This is a genomic window from Kutzneria buriramensis (assembly GCF_003387475.1).
Classification (GTDB): Bacteria; Actinomycetota; Actinomycetes; order Mycobacteriales; family Pseudonocardiaceae; genus Kutzneria; species Kutzneria buriramensis.
The window spans coordinates 502,497-517,478 of sequence record NZ_QUNO01000006.1 but is presented as its reverse complement, the minus strand read 5'-3'; the positions used below and the strand labels follow the sequence as shown (position 1 = coordinate 517,478).

Genomic DNA, 14,982 nt, shown 5'->3' with positions numbered 1-14,982 from the left:
TGCCTCGGATTGAGAATAAACGAGAGGAGAATCTTATGCGCTCGCATGCGTGGCAGATTATCATTGGTTCAATCGCCGCCCTGCTGGTTGGTATAGTTGCGCTACCACAGTCCAGCGCCTATGCGAACGTGAAGGCAGATCGCGTAACCGCAACAATGCATCACCTTTACACAACGTCCACCGAAGAGGCTAGCGTTGCGGTTCAGAAATACGGCTTCACGTTTGAAGGTGTCGCATATTATACGTTCGCGGGCCAGCATGACCACGGCATTCCACTATACCGACTGTATCAGCCGAGTAGTGGTGACCGCCTCTACACCGTATCGGCAGACGAAATGAACATTGCTATCCAGCGGTATGGCTACACCCTGGAGGGAATCGCCTCCTGGGTCTACGAGAGTGACGGCCAAAACGGTGCAGTTCCGCTCTATAGAGCCTCCAATGGAAGGCTTCATGACCACCTTTTCACCATTTCCGCAGCTGAACGAGACGCCGCCGTAGCACAGTACGGCTATCAGGACGAAGGCACGGCGTGCTTTGTCCTTCCAGCGCCCAGTGGTGACGCGGTCCCCATGTTCCGGCTTTCGCAATGGCGAGCTTGACGCGATTTACGCAACAAAGTTCACAGTGGGGCGTTACGGTGGGACATGAGGGCCTTTCGGTCGTCGGTGCAGATGTCGCAATCCACATCGATCCGGGAGGCCCTCGCTCATTCCAAGATCATCAGGTCGCGTCGCTCTCGCCGTGTTGTTGATCAAGGCCGGTCGGGAGGCGCCGCTGGATGGGTATGAGCGGCGGGTGCTCACGTTGACACGCGGGGCGCTGCCGGGGGGTTCGCTTGCACTCTGCGTCGTCACCTGCACCGGCAAGCGCCGGTACTGGCTGCCTGGGTCGGCGGTATCGGGTCGGTCTTCGGGGTGTGCAGCACTGGGGACCTCGGGGAATCAACTGTCGCATATTCTCCGCGTAGGTCACCAAGAGTGATCAGTGAGTGCGTAGCGGGCTCTCGTGCCTCCGACGTCGGCGACGAGCCGGGCGGTGTGGGCGGCGGTGTAGCCGAGCATTTCGTTGACACGGTGCCGGTGCTTGCACCACTGGCTGGCGCAAAGCGTCCGTCGGCTGGTCCGGCCGGCAGGGCTAGAAGGTCGGGGAAGGGCTGGAGAAGATCCGGGCCGGACGCCGCGCCGAGTCCGAGCGGCTGTTGGGTGTGTTCGGTGACGTCGTGGCGGTGGTCCGCGATGGTCATGTCCTACTGATCACCGACGGTGCGGTCGTCCCTGCCCCGGCCTTTCACTGTCGCGGGTGCGCCAACGAACTGAAGAGCCGCGACTTTGTTCGAATCCAGCGAATGACGGATGCCGTCGAAGGTTTCGGCGTTTCTCCGGTCGACCTCGTGGAACTCCTGCCACGCCTGTTCGGCGGATTCCTTGAGGCGCAGGGTCACGTCCCGCAACCGACCGGCTTCCTCGCTGCGGGACGTGACGGTCATCATCCACGTCGCCTCCAGCAGGATCGCGGATGGGCTGTCCCCGAATGGGGATCGGCCGCCCGTGCTGGTGATTCCCGTTACCGCGTTGAGGCCTTCGGACGCCATCCCGGCTAGCGCCGCCGAGCTGTCCAGCTTCTCGACCCCCTTGGCGAACTCCTCGTCGTCGATGTAGAGCACCGAGGCCGGCCCCGCATCCCCGCTCGGCTGGGGGAATGGCAGGGTGCTGTCCAGGTTGGGCGCGACCAGGTACTTGTCGGTCATCTGCTCGACCTTGGCCCCGAAGTCCCGGACCGAGTCCACCACCGCGTTGACGGCCATGGTCACCTCGGCGACGTCCTCGTCGGTGGCCGCCCCGCTCACCACTGCCTGGGACGCCGCCTGAGCCTCGGTCGCGCGGGCTATCAGGCCGTCGGCGACCGCCGACGTCGCCTTGTCCAGGTCGTTTCCGATGGACGAGGCCGCCTTGGCGGACTTGTCCGTCCGCGCGAGCACGCCTGGTTTGCCGCGTCCCAGCCCGGCCGGTTGGTAGTACTCCAGGGCATCGTTCGCGTGACTGTTCCAGTTGTCGTGCCGCTGTCCACGCCACGCCCGCATCAGAATGCCCACCGCGCTGACGAGATCGTTGTGCGCCTCGTCGAGCTCCGATTTCCGTCGCCCCACATTGGCCGCGATGTCCCCGATGGCACCCGGGTCGCTGTCGGCGCGCATCGCCGTCTGGACCGGGTCCACCAGGCACAGGATCGCCGCTGCCTCCTGTAACAGCACAACCGCCGCGTCCTCGGCGGCGATCGTCAGACGGGCGTGCATCGCCGGGCCCGGAGCGGGACCTGGCGGCACTGGCATCATGGCGGACTCCGTTCGGGCGCGCGGCAGCCGGACGATCTTCCCTGGTGGTGCGAGCTCGCCGTTCGCGGTCGACCGGGCGGCACCTCCGTCGGCGAGCAGCCATTTTCGCACCGCCCGCTGCCGGGCTCTCCCGTCTATTCGGGACTCCGCCCGAACCCGTCCCGCCGGAACGATCGTGAAACCTTTACCTGACCGAGGTTGCGTGACAAGGTGCTAGGTGGCATTTAGGTTGGGGAAGGACCGAGACCGGACGTAGGACTGTCATCGTGACGCCTGGCCGGACCCTGGCGAGGGCTCAGTGGTGACCTCGCGGAATCAACTGTCGCGTAACCCCGGCCGAAGTCACCGGGAGTGATCACCTGGCGCAGAGGCGTCCGTTGTCGCGGCGCGGATGCAGTTGACGCGCGGGGAGACGCACCGTTCGACGGTCTGTACGAGGTTGTGCCGCAGGTGCCACCTATAGGTGACGTGAATTGCTTGTAGCGCCCGGTGGTGGCGCCGTCGATGTAGAACGGGGCACGGTCGCTGCGCACGACCTTCACTGCGGGGTGAGGGCCAGGTTCAGTGGCCTGTGTGTCACGGCGTCGATGACGACGGCGCCGTAGAGGTGCCCGCGGCGCAGGGGCGGAGTCGTCGATGCCGACAGCGATTGGAGTTGTCGGTGGCGCGCCGGGCAGCGTGCTGACCAGTCGAATCAGGTTGCTGCGACTGGCTTTTGCGCCGATGACTTCGCAGAACCGGGCACCGGCGCGACCAGCCGGGCCGAGCCCGATCTTCTCCAGAGCCGAGTGCGGCCGTTGCGACCAACGGCGCGCGACGGGTCACTCGCGCGATCTGCTCCACGAACGTCCGCTTCGGACACTCCGAGGTCGAGCACGCGAACTGCCCGCATGCGAACCTTCGGATCCTGGTCCTGTGTGGACGATCGTCCAGTCGATGCCCGGGCGGTTCAGTGCTATTTGGCGTTCAGGATGCGGCCTGTGCGGGCTTTTTCCAGCGACGAGCTTCGCTAGTGGAGGCTCAGGGACGCGCTGGTGGCCGTACCTGGCGCGGTGGCTGGTGGTCGTCGCCGAGGACGGTGCCGCGCACGTCGCGTAGGGCCGGCGAGTAACTACGCGGACGTCGAACAGCTCCCCGTCTGCGCCTCCACGCACTGATTCCCGGACCGCGCTGCTGGCCGCCGCCAGGCGTCAGAGCAACACCGGGCCTGCGGTCGAACAGTCGGTGTACCGCTGCGTGGGCGGGATCGACGCCGCGCAGCGTGGGCGTCCACGGTACGTCGGCACGGGCAACGAGCGGCCCCTGCGATTCCAGGGTGACCGCCACAACGCGGAACTCTGGCCGGCCGGCGAAAGCTGTATTGACGCGCGCCAACGTGGCCAGGTGATCCCCGCAGAACACCGGATCGGAGTCGGCGACGACCCACACCGCGAGCGCGGCGTCGGCGGTGTTCGCGTACGTGATCAGCTGGCCGACGTGTTTGTGGTCGGCCGGCCCGAATTGGACTTCGACGATGACGAGTCGGCCGTGCTCGTCGCGGGCGGCGAGATCCAGGCGGAGGCCTGCGACCGTCTGCTCGATGCCATATCGTCCCGGTGTCGACCAGCGTTCACCGATCACCACTTCCCGGCCGATGACCTCCAGGTGTCGCACGCCCAGGTGCGGAGCGAGGCAGTCGAGGTGGTCGGCCAGCCAGCGGGTCACGTCGGACTCCCTCGGCCACCGCAGCCTCGGATCTCCGACGATCCAGCTCTGGAGGCTGCTCACTGGCGCGGCCATGGGATCAGGGCGCCAGCCGCCTTCGCGTTGTTTGCCCGGCTGCTCGGTCATGCGCTCACGGTAGCGGCGACCCCTGACACTCCTATGTGGACGTGTTGGGGGAGTTGTGCCCAGTCAGCTCGCCGAGGCTACAGCTCGGTGAAAGCCGAGTCCGGCAGGACCTTCGTCAGGGTCTCGCCGAGCTGGGTCAGTGCCGTGGTCACGGCGAGCTGCGTGGATCCGTCGACCGCGTCGAGGTCCATCGTGGGGCTTCCATGCGACCCGTCCATCGGCGACCACAGCCACGGTGATCGTGGCGGTGGCACCGCCGGGCAGCCCGGCGTCCAACTGGGCGCGATCGATGGTGTCGCCGACGTGCCAGTGCAGGAACGCCACGAGGTGTGCGTTCATGTTCGAGACGACCTCGCCGGACTCCGGCGGCGGGCAGTCCCGTGGCGGCCTCGCCGATCGACAACGCGTCCCGAATTCGGCGGCTGACCTTGTCCGTGATCGCGGTTGCGCCGATTGGCTGATGTCCCCTCTATCCCAGGGCTGCCGAACGCTCTTGTCGGGGGGCGGGTGGGACGCTGGCGGAACCGACCACGGAAGGGATCCTGACTGATGACCTACCAGCCTGGGCGCGGCGAAGTGAACCTGACCTATGACCCGAGGCGGGGATGGTTCAATTTCGTGCTCTACAGCGAAACACCGAAGCTGTGGGGATCTGCGCTCAACGCCACCCAGCAACTGCGTGAGTCCAGCCGGTACACGCAGGAATGGATTGGCCGGTTGCAGGACACCGAGCCGACCCCGCTTCACATGGCCCTGGTCTCCAGTAACGAGGCCCCGCGACTGTGGGATCCCTGCGTCTTCGACGACCCAGAGTCACCGTCGGCAGTCGCTGGCGACGGCTGCCTGTGCCTGCAGACCTTGTACGATCCGCTCACCTGGATGCCGGTGGTGAAACAGCACTACCGCACGGTCAGCGGGAACATCGAGAACTGGACCTACTGGACATTCTCCCCGTTGTCGTTGCCTGAGGGGCAGGTGCTGGAGCGGTTGATCATCGATCGAGACGCTGGAGTCATGTGGCTGCGCAATGACCGCGGCGAGCTGCACTTCCTACCCGAGAAGACCGGCGAGGGCTACAACGTCGGCTACGGCGGCGGTGGGCCTGGAAAGTTCGCCAAGATGATCGAGAAGATCGTGGCCTCCGACGGTCACGACGTCACCCCGGACACGAGCCAAGTGACGGCGCATCCTCATCTGGACGACTGGGCGTGCTCGCCCGTGTCAGACCGGACGCGGGAATTGTCCCTGGCGCAGCTGCGGACCCTGCGGACGACGGGGACCGCACCGGCCTGATCGCGCTCCTCGGCGACGGTCCAGAGGGGCCGCCGTCGGTCGCGGCTGACATCGTCAACGTCGTGGGCATCGTTCCCGAGCCTTCCCGAGAGTGGTGTTACCAACGTCCTGACCCAGCACAGCTAGTCCTCGGTGGACGCATCCGCTTCGTCGCCGTGACGTTTTTGGTCGAGGGCGCGGGCCGGCCAGCCGGCGCTGGTCGGAGGGTCGGTGTCGACGGTGACGATGTCGACGAACTTCTCCTGCAGCATCCGCGCCAGCTGTCCGAGGTCGTTCGTCCTGGAGGCCGGCACGCCGGAGCCGGCGACGTCGCCGTCGACCAACAGCGACGTGGCTCGAGGCTGGCGATCCGCCGTTAACGGCAGCACCGTGCCGGGCACGCCGGCAGGCGGGGGCGATCAGCACGGTGTGGAAGGTGGCAGCGTGCTTGCGAAGCACGGCGGCGAGGTCGCTGCCCGGCTTCGCGTCGAACATCTCCTTCGGCCGCTGCAGGACGTGGACCAGGTCGCCGAGCATCACCGCGGCTCTGGTCTTGCCCTCGGCGGCGCGGGCAGGCTGACGCTCAGGGGGCTGTTGAGCCAGCGGCCGTTTTCGGTGTGGGAGACGGCGGCGGCCTCGGCCAACTTGCGGTTGCTGTCGGTGTTGTCGTCGGCGAAGTCGTGGATCTCGTGCACAAGCGGGGGCCGGATCTGCTCGGTGAGCCGGGCCATGCGGTCCTGGAGCGCGCGCAGCTTGGCGTCGCGGAGGTGCTCGCGGATGGCCTGCATGTGGGCCAGTAGCCCGATCAGGAACAGTGGCGGGCCGGGGCGGCGGTCGGCCAGCCCGGCCAGGATCATGCGGGCCTGCCGGCCGAGGTCGTCGTCGGTGTCGGCGGCGTCGATGCGCCGCCAGGCCGGGTGCAGCGCATCGTCGCTCTCGATCTCGGTGTCGATCCACTGCTGGACGGGCATCGTCTGGCAGGCGGGCAGTTCCTGGCTGCCGAGGGCGATGTGCTGCTCGGTCAGGGACACGCGCGTGCGGCCGAGGTCGCCGAGCGCGCCCGGTTGGTCGGTGGCCATGACTGACCGTGCATGTCGGCCGCTACGGGGCCACGGACTGGTACGTGGTGCCGAACTTGGCGCTGTTGAGGTACGCGTCCGCCACGCCGCTGTTCACCCCGGACCGGTACACGCCCCACTTGTTGTTGACGTGGTTGCCCATGAGCGTCGCGCCGGGATACTGCGTCGACCCGTTGGTGAAGGTCTGCTGGACGCCGTTGTACCAGAACTGGACCCAGCCGACGCTGTTGCTGCGCGACAGCTTGAACCCGATGACGAAGGTGTTCCAGGCGTTGAGCTTCAGCGGTGCGTTCCAGATGTGCCGCGACGAGCCGTCCGGCGACACCAGCTGGAAGTGCAGCTGGCCGTCTCCCAGGGTGCGCAGCACGAACGGGCCGGCGCCGACCCCGCCGGTGGGCGCGCCGTCGAGGTGCAGCTGGTACAGCGCGACCCAGGCGCCCGCCTTGTCCGGCATCGGGTTCCAGAACGAGCGCCAGCCGACGTAGAAGGTCTGCCCCGCCTTGCTGTCGTCCAGCTTGTACACCGTGCCGTCGGGCAGCCGCAGGCCGCGGCTCTCGCACCGGGACTTGGTGCCGTTGTTCGTGTTCGTCTGGAACCGGTAGGACTGGCCGTACCTGCCGGTCGGATCGTCGACCACGGATACCGTGCCCGGGGCCGTCTCGACGCCCTCGAAGACCGAGGTGCCCCGACTCGGATCCGCCTGCCAGATCAGCGCCGCCTGGGGCGCGGCCGCCGCCGGCGCGGACAGTGCCGCAGTCAGGCCGACGACCATCGCCGCCACCGTCGCGCGAATCATCCGTGACCTCCTGCCATGTTCAGGTTTGTAGCGCGGGCGGCGTCTTCATGTAAACGTTCCCAGTAGGCGCTGTCAACAGCGCCCCGTTGACGCGATGGCAAGTGAACGCCGTCGCCAGGGCAGGCCGACGTAGTTCTCGGCGATGCTGGTCATGGCGGCTTTGCTGCTGGCCGTGTACCGGAGCTGGGCCAGCTGCACCTGGCGCTGGAACGGATCCGCGCTGGGCATGACGTGCAGCGGCGAGGTCATGTTCCAGGATAAGGCCTCGGCCCGCCAGACACGGCGGAGCGCAGTGTCCGAATAGGGCTCGATGAGCCGGGAGTCGTTGCGCAGCAGCAGTTCCGTCAGCGCCATGGACAGTAGCCGAACGTCGGCGACGGCGAGGTTCATGCCCTTGGCGCCGGTCGGCGGCACGAGCAAAACATGAGCAGCTCTCTGGTGGCAGCGGCGCGCGGGCGGTGTCCGGCCGGAGCCCGTGCTGAGGGCGGCTGTCCAGCCGGACTGGACGATCGTGGCCGGCGGATGTGCGGCGTTCCGCTTGTACGGGATCGCGCGCCCGGAGTTCGACGGGCGCGGCATCAACTACCGGGCGTCGGTGCGCCGCTTCGTCGCGCAGGCGCGCGACCATGCGCGGCTCGCTGGCCAGCGCGATGGCGCCCATCGTCGTCGACGCGACGCGCGCGATGTCGCCAGCGCTGTTCCGGTGACCGGGCCTGCTGCCGGTTGCTTGTGGGGATCTTGGTCAGCTCGACTGGTCGCGCAGGGTGTCGAGCATGAACGCCGACCACGCAATCGCCGCGCACCGCCAGCCTGCCGTGCCGCAGATCCAGGCCCGCCGCCGGGCTCGACAGGCCGTGCCCGTCGCCTGCGTGGTTGTGCAGGTCCGAAAGCGTGATGGTGAGGCTGTTGAGCCGCCCCATCACGTTGGCCATGTCCACGTCGTGCGCGGCGACTGACTTGCGGTCGATCCCCAGGGCGACCATGGCGTCCCGAACGTGGTCGTTGACGTCGTCCTTGTCGTTGTAGGGCTTGCCCAGCTCGATCAGCACCGCCTTGGCGGTCGCCTCCACCAGGTTCTTGGCCTTGCCGATCGCCGCGCCTGGATCGCGGAGCAAGTTCGCCTCAATTCGAGCCAGCTCGGCGCGAATGGACGCGGTGTCGCCGAGCACGTCCTCGGCGGCCGCGTCGAGGACGGTCACAGCGGCGGATATGTCTCCGGCCGCCTGGTCGGCCAGGCGGGTCCGCAGTACTCGGGCGACCGCCTCGGCGCGCTCGGTGTAGAACTCCCGCCGGCGGGCGTAGGACCCGGATCCACGGTGGGGGAGGGCTCACGGCTGATTCGGGCGGCGCCCTCCGGGGATAGGGTCGCCAGGCCCAGGTGGCTGAGCAGATTGGCGCAGCAGTCGTTGAGCGCGCGTTCGGCCGTGACGGCCTCGTACATGTCGGGGTTGTTCGTCGGGGCGTCGGCCGCGAGTTGAGCCTGGTCGGCGGCGTACTGGGCGTAGGCCACGAGGTGGTTGTGCCGAGCCCGAAGGAACTCGGCGTCGGTGACCTCGCCCTTGGCGAGCCGGTCCACGGCCACCAGCCGGGCCTGGATCACCGTGACCAGGCCGTGCGCGGTCAGCGGCGCTGCGGGATGGCCGACGGCCCGCTGGATCTGGCGTGCGCCGGGCTCGAACACCTCGCGCACGGCCTGCTCCAGTTGCTCGAAATCAGCCTGCCCGGTGTAGGCGATGTCGCTGAGCACGCGCCGCAGGGTGGCCCGGGCGGTGGTCGTGGCGGCGGGGTTGTCCAGTAGCCGCACCAGTTCCCGGGCGGTCTCGGTGGCGCCGCGCCGGCTGTCGCGGGGGTCGCCGAGCCAGGTGGTCATCGCCCGGCGAACCTGGCGCAGGGGGATGAAGGCGTCGCCCCAGTACATCCAGATCCCGACCGGGATGCGCGCGAGGCTGCGGATGCCGTTGGTGGGTCGGTGGCGCAGCAGGGTGAGCAGCAGCAGTCGCTGGTGGGCCGGGTACAACGCCGGCCGCGCGCCGTGTCCCTTGCCGGCGGTCCTGCGGCGGGGGTAGTCCAGCAGGCCGGCCTGGGTCCAGTCGCGGATCAGGCGTCGGTTGACCGGCCCCTGGTAGCCGGTCCGGCGGGCGTCGGCGACCAGGTCGTCGATCGTGCCCGGGCCGATGATCGTCTCCACGCTATGGAAATTACACCTGATTGGCCACCCCGAACTGTCCCTGGGCGCCGTGTGCAGGCGGATAGTGGTTGGACAAGGAGCCGCTCGGCTTCTCCCTGTTGCGGCGGCGGTCGCCGCAGCGGGTGCGCTGACTCGAGGGAAAGGCAGTTCGATGGCGAACAAGTCCACGTCGTTGGGCGTCCCGGCGGTGCTGGCGGTCGTGGCCACCGCGTACCACGTGGCCACGCTGGTGGCCGACGCGGAGAGCGTCCTGGTGAACCTGCGCCGCTTCCAGGCGGATCCGCGGTTGCCGAATCTGCTCAGGCTGCTGCTGGCGGAGGGGGTGTTCATCGAGGACTTCGGCTTGCCGGACTGATGGTGATCATTCAGCTGTCGGACGCCGCGGTGATCTGGCCGGCGATCACTCTCATGGGCGGTTCGCGGAGCCGATGAGCTAGCCGGGTTGTCCCGCCGCCCGGGCCAGCGCGTGACGGCCATGCTCCGCACCCTCCAGGTCCAGCCCGAGAGCGAGTTGGGCAGCGGTGCTGGACCTTCTGACAAGCAGTCCACCGTGCGCCAGATGCAGCTGGGCGACCGCCGGATGCGTGCTGCGCCAGCACCCGCCGGCGCAGCACGCATCCGGCGCGGCGCGATGCCGGACACCGACATCGCGCCGGTGCTGATGGCCCGGACTCGGCTGCTGGGGGAGTTGGAGCGGCCGGGACGCTGGGCTTTGACAGTCGTTTCGGGGACCAGGCCTTCGGCCGGGTGATGCGGGTTGGGAGCTAGCGGAGTCCGTGCGGGCGAACCCCCGCCTCCTCTAGGTGGACAATGTCACTATAGCTTCAGTGGCGACTAAATTCAATACTCTAACAACCACAAAGACAACTGCAAGCCTTCAACGCCGGCGGCGGCGTCGAGGAACTTGATGCTGCGGTCCGGCCCGTGTTCCACCCAGGCGTGGTCGACCGGGTGGTGGCGCAGGGCGCCGGCGTCATGACGGTGATTCTCCTCAGGCAGAAATCGGTGATCTTCTGGTCAGCGGCAGTACACCCACTCGATGCGGGTGACGGTGTCGCCTGGCCGGATGCCCTGCGCCTCGACGAACAAGCGCTGGATGAACTCTTCCCTGGACATGTCGGGGAAGCCTTCGCGGGCGAGATCGTCGTCGGTGATGTCGGCCAGCGGTTCACGCCGGACGTCGACCACCTCTATGTCGACGATGCGGACCAGGAGCTCGCCGGGCTTGCGGCCGATGACCTTGCGGCACAGCGTGAGCCGCTCGCCCGGGCGGAGGAACCGCCATCCCTTCCGGCGGGTCACCGTCTTGGCGCGGTCGCGAACCGCCTGCTCGGTGAACGACACCGACATCAGCCTGGCCATCACATCTCCTCGGCGAACACCACGGCCCGGCCCAGCGGCTGCGCCGGCCGGGTCGTGGGTCGGCAACATCTCGAACAATCGGGCCTTGTGTCAGTCTGGACACCAGTATCAAGACGCTCGCTGAACGCGGAACTGCACCCTCTCCCGCACCACAACCTCCGAATGTCCTCGGCTGTGATAATGCCAGGATCTGCACCCAGGGGTCGACACTATTCGTCGACGGCGACGGCGCGCGGATAGCCGAGGCTGTTAAGTTTTGGATCACTCACTCACGGTAGTCCTGTAAGATCTTCGGGTGGGAGTCCAAGTCGACGAGAGTATTGCAGGATACGGTTGGTCCGCTCCAACTTTGGATCTGCCAGCAGCGGGGCCAGCACGTCGGCCGCGTGGGGATCGTTCAGGCGGAGTCGCAAGAGAGGATCAGTCTCCGGAGAAACGCCGCGCGACAACCTGGACCGGATTCCCGTTCTCGTAGAGGCCAGTGAAATGCCGGCTCCATCAAGGGAACTCGCTAAGCTCGCTCGCATCACTCCTGCGGACGAACCGAACTGGTCGCGGGTAGGACTGTCCGTCGCGAACACGGCACGAGGCGGTCGGGCGGTAATGGCAGGATCATCAGGAGTCCGTTAGCTGTTCCCGCGGCCGGCCGCGGCCCCCACCCAGCCAATGTCGTCTTCTCGGGTCAACGTCCATCTGCCGCTTTCCACTGCGAACGGCGACGATCGGGCGGTTATGGCGTGGTGATCAACGCCATTGAGAGACTAGCGCATTTCTCGGCCCTCTCCGTCGCTGGCTCAGCCGGTGGACTGGGGGATCGCGGAGCGGAAAGCAGGGCGGCAGAGAGCGTTACCCGAGCATGGCGTTCGGCCGCGAATTCTTCAAGGCCATCACATGCCCGGCAGCCCACCTCATCGTCAACGGTGCGGAACAGCCGGCACTGCGACAGGAGACCGAACTGGAAAATTCCTGCCACTCCGGTTCCGGTGGCCTATTGCGGGGCGTCGTCGAGGAGGGCGTTGCGTTTCTTCTGACAGCTGGAGGGATACTCCAAAGGGCGGACGGAAGGCAGCGGTTAGAGAGCCCGCAACACGAGATTGCCCCACATGTCCACACGGCTACTAGTGAAGGTGCAACCTACCGTGAGCACGGGCTCAAATCTCAATAATCTCAGCCCAGCGTCAACCAGCGGACAAGATTGGCGAGAAAGGTGCGCCGAAACTCTATTCCGGGTCCGCCGTACGCCCGTAGTTCCTTGGCTCAGAGCCTGCGCTGTCAGCTGCTGATGGATCGTGTTCATCTGGCGGCCTGTGCGCCCGCCATCACGGGTGTCCACTGTGGACAAAGCCGGGCCGCTCTGGGGCCGTCAGACGTCAAGACGCAACGAGACTCAACGGGCGCTGACCAGCGGGTATGAGGTTTTCGGTCGGGTCGGCCCGCCAGGCGTGTGAACGGTCTGGTTCGACGCCTGGCGAGCCTCCGCCGGGTGGGTCTCAGTCCCCCTGGTTGGCCCACCAGTTCTGGCCGGCCTGGTCGAGGGTGTAGATCGGGTCGTAGTACGGGTAGCGCTGCGCCAGCAGGTCCGCGCCGACGGCGCTGGTCGCCCTATCCACGCTGGTCAGGTAGTTCTTGGTCCAGTAGGAGATGCCCAGCTCGCGGTCGTATTCGGAGAGCTGGTGGACCCAGCGCTTGCCGACGTAGGGGACGTCGCAGACGATGCGCGGGGTGGCGTAGCCGGGCAGGTAGCCCATGATCGCGTGCTGGAGTTCCTGCGCCTCCCAGACCGCCAGCCGCCAGTGTTCGGCGTTGGGGATCATGTCGCACATGTAGAAGTAGTACGGGAGGATGTTGGCCTCGCCCTGGAGCGCGAAGCAGAGGTCGAGCAGGTTCTCGGCGGTGTTGTTGACGCCGCGCATGAGCACGCCCTGGTTGCGGACGTCGCGGACGCCGACGTCGAGTGCGGTGCGGGCGGCCTCGGCGACCAGCGGGGTGACCGACTGGGCGTGGTTGACGTGGGTGTGGATGGCGAGGTTGACGCCGCGCCGGTGGGCGGTGCGGGCGACGCGTTCGAGGCCCTCGACGACCTTGGGCTGGATCCAGTGCTGGGGCATGCCGGCCAGGGCCTTGGTGGCGAGTCGGACGTCGCGGACGGTGGGAATGTCCAGCAGGCGCATGAGGAAGGACTCGAGCTGGGGCCAGGGCATGTTGGCGACGTCGCCGCCGGAGACGACGACGTCGCGGACGCCGGGGGTGCGCTTGAGGTAGTCGATCATGGCGTCTTGCCGGTCGACCGGTTTGAGCAGGAGTTTGTGCTTGTCGATCTGGGGGGTGGAGTTGCCGACCAGGTCCATGCGGGTGCAGTGGCCGCAGTACTGGGGGCAGGTCGACACCATTTCGGCGAGGACCTTGGTGGGGTAGCGGTGGGTGAGGCCCTCCACGACCCACATCTCGGCCTCGTGCAGTGAGTCGCGGGCGCTGTGGGGGTGGCTGGCCCAGGCGGTCATGCGGTCGCTGGCGACGGGGAGCATGTAGCGGCGGACCGGGTCGGCGTAGAACGCCTCGGTGAACGCCTCGGGGGTCAGCTCCGCGGAGATGGCCATGGTGTTGAGCATCTGCGGCGGCAGCAGCATCGACATGGTGGCGAGGTTCTGCTGGTCGGCGGCGAGGTCGTCGTAGAAGCGCTCGGTGAGCAGGTCGCCGACGACGGCGCGGAGCTGTTTGGCGTTCTTGACGCAGTGGGATCGCTGCCACTGGGCGTCGCGCCATTGGGCGTCGGTGACGTCGCGCCAGCCGGGGTAGCGGCGCCAGTCGGGTTCGACGAGTTCTCGCCGGACGTACTCGTACGGCTGCTGGTCGGCGGCGGTGGCCGCAGTGGTAACCGCGGCGGCACGGGTGTCGTACAGCGCTGTCATCCCTACTCCTCGCCCTCAGGGGTACGTAAAGATATGCTGCCAGAGCGTCGGCTGAACGTAAATCTTCCGGCGTGGCCGCGTCCAGTTGCGAAGGAGTTCGGGATGACGGGTGACGTGACCGGGTCGCCGATCGGGTTGCACCGGGTGTTGGCGCCGTCGGGCGTGCTGCCGCAGCAGGCCGAGGTGCTGGACGCGGATCCGTCGCCGTGGCCGGACGAGGTGGTGGTCGCGGTGGAGCGGTTGAACTTGGATGCCGCGTCGTATCGGCAGCTGAGGGAGGCGCACGGCTCCGGGGCTGCCGTGCGCCAGGCCGTGCTGGACATCGTGGGCGCGCGGGGGAAGATGCAGAATCCGGTGACGGGGTCCGGCGGCATGCTGCTGGGCACGGTCGCCGCCGTCGGTCCGGACTCCCCTCTCGGCCTTCGCAAGGGCGACCGTGTTGCGACTCTGGTGTCTCTGACGTTGACGCCGCTCCGCATCACCGACGGCTTGGCCCAGTGGGATGGCCTCGGCGAGCAGGTGCCGTGCGAGGGCACCGCGGTGCTGTTCGGGCGGTCGATCGCCGCGGTTCTGCCCGACGACATGCCCGATGAGCTGGCGTTGTCCGTCCTGGACGTGTGCGGCGCGCCGGCGTTGACGGACCGCGTGGTGCGGGCGCGCGGGGCGAAGTCGGTGTGCGTGTTGGGTGGCGGCGGCAAGTCGGGGTCGCTGTCGCTGGCGGCCGCCCGCGCGGCAGGTGCCACCCGGCTGGTGGCGCTGGTTCCCACCGAGGGCGAGGCGGCCGCGGTTCGTGAGACCGGCCTGGCCGACGAGGTGGTCATCGCGGACGCGCGGAACCCGGTGGCGGTCGCGGAGGCGGTGGGTGAGCCGGTTGAGGTGACCGTGGTGTGCGTGGACGTCGCGGGCTGCGAGCACGGGGCGATCCTGGCCACGGCGGCGGGCGGCACTGTGATCTTCTTCTCGATGGCGACGTCGTTCTCGGCGGCCGCGCTGGGCGCGGAGGGCGTGGCGGCGGACGTGGAGATGCTCATCGGCAACGGATATGTGCCCGGACATGCGGAGTTCGCGCTGGATCTGGTGCGGCGGACGCCGGGGGTGCTGGCGCTGTTCCGTGGCCGGGAGCGGCAGACTGCCGGATCGTGAGCACTGTGCAGCGTCAATTTTTTGGGCAAACAACCCTGTTGGTCGGTGGCCGGATCTACTCCTCGGCG

General features: G+C 67.6%; 15 protein-coding genes. 5 read left to right on the top strand and 10 right to left on the bottom strand.

Features of this window, described 5'->3' with window-relative positions; all coding sequences use genetic code 11:
• Nucleotides 1–35: 35 nt before the first annotated feature.
• Nucleotides 36–602 (top strand): hypothetical protein, encoded by a 567-nt coding sequence (locus BCF44_RS54755; protein ID WP_147328556.1) that lies wholly within the window; start codon nucleotides 36–38, stop codon nucleotides 600–602.
• A 647-nt stretch (nucleotides 603–1,249) separates the two neighbouring features.
• Here BCF44_RS54755 and BCF44_RS20535 read toward each other — a convergent pair.
• Complete coding sequence (locus BCF44_RS20535; protein WP_147328555.1) at nucleotides 1,250–2,335, bottom strand: hypothetical protein; 1,086 nt, start codon at nucleotides 2,333–2,335, stop codon at nucleotides 1,250–1,252.
• 1,020 nt (nucleotides 2,336–3,355) lie between these two features.
• Nucleotides 3,356–4,165, bottom strand: coding sequence for a PDDEXK family nuclease (locus BCF44_RS20530; protein ID WP_147328554.1), 810 nt, complete (start codon nucleotides 4,163–4,165; stop codon nucleotides 3,356–3,358).
• Between the two features lie 549 nt (nucleotides 4,166–4,714).
• Between BCF44_RS20530 and BCF44_RS20525 the strand changes: the two genes are divergently transcribed.
• Entirely contained in the window at nucleotides 4,715–5,458 is a 744-nt protein-coding gene (locus BCF44_RS20525) for a hypothetical protein (protein ID WP_116175911.1), read from the top strand.
• Between the two features lie 122 nt (nucleotides 5,459–5,580).
• Here the strand turns inward: BCF44_RS20525 and BCF44_RS20520 are convergent, their stop codons facing one another.
• The 6 genes from BCF44_RS20520 to BCF44_RS20495 all read right to left on the bottom strand — a co-directional run bounded on the left by BCF44_RS20520 (nucleotide 5,581) and on the right by BCF44_RS20495 (nucleotide 9,500).
• Nucleotides 5,581–5,838 (bottom strand): hypothetical protein, encoded by a 258-nt coding sequence (locus BCF44_RS20520; RefSeq protein ID WP_147328553.1) that lies wholly within the window; start codon nucleotides 5,836–5,838, stop codon nucleotides 5,581–5,583.
• 135 nt (nucleotides 5,839–5,973) lie between these two features.
• Complete coding sequence (locus BCF44_RS20515) at nucleotides 5,974–6,516, bottom strand: hypothetical protein (RefSeq protein WP_116175909.1); 543 nt, start codon at nucleotides 6,514–6,516, stop codon at nucleotides 5,974–5,976.
• 22 nt (nucleotides 6,517–6,538) lie between these two features.
• Nucleotides 6,539–7,312, bottom strand: a complete 774-nt coding sequence (locus BCF44_RS20510) for a heparin lyase I family protein (protein ID WP_116175908.1) — start codon at nucleotides 7,310–7,312, stop codon at nucleotides 6,539–6,541.
• Nucleotides 7,313–7,384: 72 nt separating this feature from the next.
• Nucleotides 7,385–7,891 carry an FAD-dependent monooxygenase gene (locus BCF44_RS20505; RefSeq protein ID WP_116175907.1) on the bottom strand — a complete coding sequence of 169 codons (507 nt, stop codon included), beginning with the start codon at nucleotides 7,889–7,891 and terminating at the stop codon, nucleotides 7,385–7,387.
• A complete protein-coding gene (locus tag BCF44_RS20500; RefSeq protein ID WP_116175906.1) occupies nucleotides 7,891–8,511 on the bottom strand; it encodes an abortive infection family protein in 621 nt (206 codons plus the stop codon). Before BCF44_RS20500 ends, BCF44_RS20505 begins: the two co-directional genes overlap by 1 nt.
• Nucleotides 8,508–9,500, bottom strand: a complete 993-nt coding sequence (locus BCF44_RS20495) for a hypothetical protein (protein ID WP_116175905.1) — start codon at nucleotides 9,498–9,500, stop codon at nucleotides 8,508–8,510. Before BCF44_RS20495 ends, BCF44_RS20500 begins: the two co-directional genes overlap by 4 nt.
• A 151-nt stretch (nucleotides 9,501–9,651) precedes the next feature.
• On the opposite strand from BCF44_RS20495, the gene BCF44_RS20490 reads away from it, so the two are divergent.
• The gene (locus BCF44_RS20490; RefSeq protein WP_116175904.1) at nucleotides 9,652–9,855 is read left to right on the top strand and encodes a hypothetical protein; all 204 of its coding nucleotides are present in this window, start codon (nucleotides 9,652–9,654) and stop codon (nucleotides 9,853–9,855) included.
• Nucleotides 9,856–9,975: 120 nt separating this feature from the next.
• Nucleotides 9,976–10,251, top strand: a complete 276-nt coding sequence (locus BCF44_RS20485; protein ID WP_147328552.1) for a hypothetical protein — start codon at nucleotides 9,976–9,978, stop codon at nucleotides 10,249–10,251.
• A 266-nt stretch (nucleotides 10,252–10,517) separates the two neighbouring features.
• Here BCF44_RS20485 and BCF44_RS20480 read toward each other — a convergent pair whose 3' ends face one another.
• On the bottom strand, nucleotides 10,518–10,862 hold the full coding sequence (locus BCF44_RS20480; RefSeq protein ID WP_211353117.1) for an ASCH domain-containing protein: 345 nt from the start codon (nucleotides 10,860–10,862) through the stop codon (nucleotides 10,518–10,520).
• A gap of 1,490 nt (nucleotides 10,863–12,352) precedes the next feature.
• A complete protein-coding gene (locus tag BCF44_RS20475; RefSeq protein WP_246015322.1) occupies nucleotides 12,353–13,771 on the bottom strand; it encodes a KamA family radical SAM protein in 1,419 nt (472 codons plus the stop codon).
• A 102-nt stretch (nucleotides 13,772–13,873) separates the two neighbouring features.
• On the opposite strand from BCF44_RS20475, the gene kdd reads away from it, so the two are divergent.
• Nucleotides 13,874–14,914: an L-erythro-3,5-diaminohexanoate dehydrogenase gene (kdd, locus tag BCF44_RS20470; RefSeq protein WP_116175902.1), complete on the top strand. Its 1,041-nt coding sequence runs from the start codon at nucleotides 13,874–13,876 to the stop codon at nucleotides 14,912–14,914.
• Nucleotides 14,915–14,982 lie beyond the last annotated feature (68 nt).

Coding starts and splice junctions, on each gene's coding strand:
- BCF44_RS20490 (WP_116175904.1), top strand. CDS start 9,652: ATGGCGAACAAGTCCACGTCGTTGGGCGTCCCGGCGGTGCTGGCGGTC.
- BCF44_RS20480 (WP_211353117.1), bottom strand. CDS start 10,862: ATGGCCAGGCTGATGTCGGTGTCGTTCACCGAGCAGGCGGTTCGCGAC.
- BCF44_RS20530 (WP_147328554.1), bottom strand. CDS start 4,165: ATGACCGAGCAGCCGGGCAAACAACGCGAAGGCGGCTGGCGCCCTGAT.
- BCF44_RS20510 (WP_116175908.1), bottom strand. CDS start 7,312: ATGATTCGCGCGACGGTGGCGGCGATGGTCGTCGGCCTGACTGCGGCA.
- BCF44_RS20505 (WP_116175907.1), bottom strand. CDS start 7,891: ATGCCGCGCCCGTCGAACTCCGGGCGCGCGATCCCGTACAAGCGGAAC.
- BCF44_RS20475 (WP_246015322.1), bottom strand. CDS start 13,771: ATGACAGCGCTGTACGACACCCGTGCCGCCGCGGTTACCACTGCGGCC.
- kdd (WP_116175902.1), top strand. CDS start 13,874: ATGACGGGTGACGTGACCGGGTCGCCGATCGGGTTGCACCGGGTGTTG.
- BCF44_RS20535 (WP_147328555.1), bottom strand. CDS start 2,335: ATGATGCCAGTGCCGCCAGGTCCCGCTCCGGGCCCGGCGATGCACGCC.
- BCF44_RS20525 (WP_116175911.1), top strand. CDS start 4,715: ATGACCTACCAGCCTGGGCGCGGCGAAGTGAACCTGACCTATGACCCG.
- BCF44_RS20515 (WP_116175909.1), bottom strand. CDS start 6,516: ATGGCCACCGACCAACCGGGCGCGCTCGGCGACCTCGGCCGCACGCGC.
- BCF44_RS54755 (WP_147328556.1), top strand. CDS start 36: ATGCGCTCGCATGCGTGGCAGATTATCATTGGTTCAATCGCCGCCCTG.
- BCF44_RS20485 (WP_147328552.1), top strand. CDS start 9,976: ATGCTCCGCACCCTCCAGGTCCAGCCCGAGAGCGAGTTGGGCAGCGGT.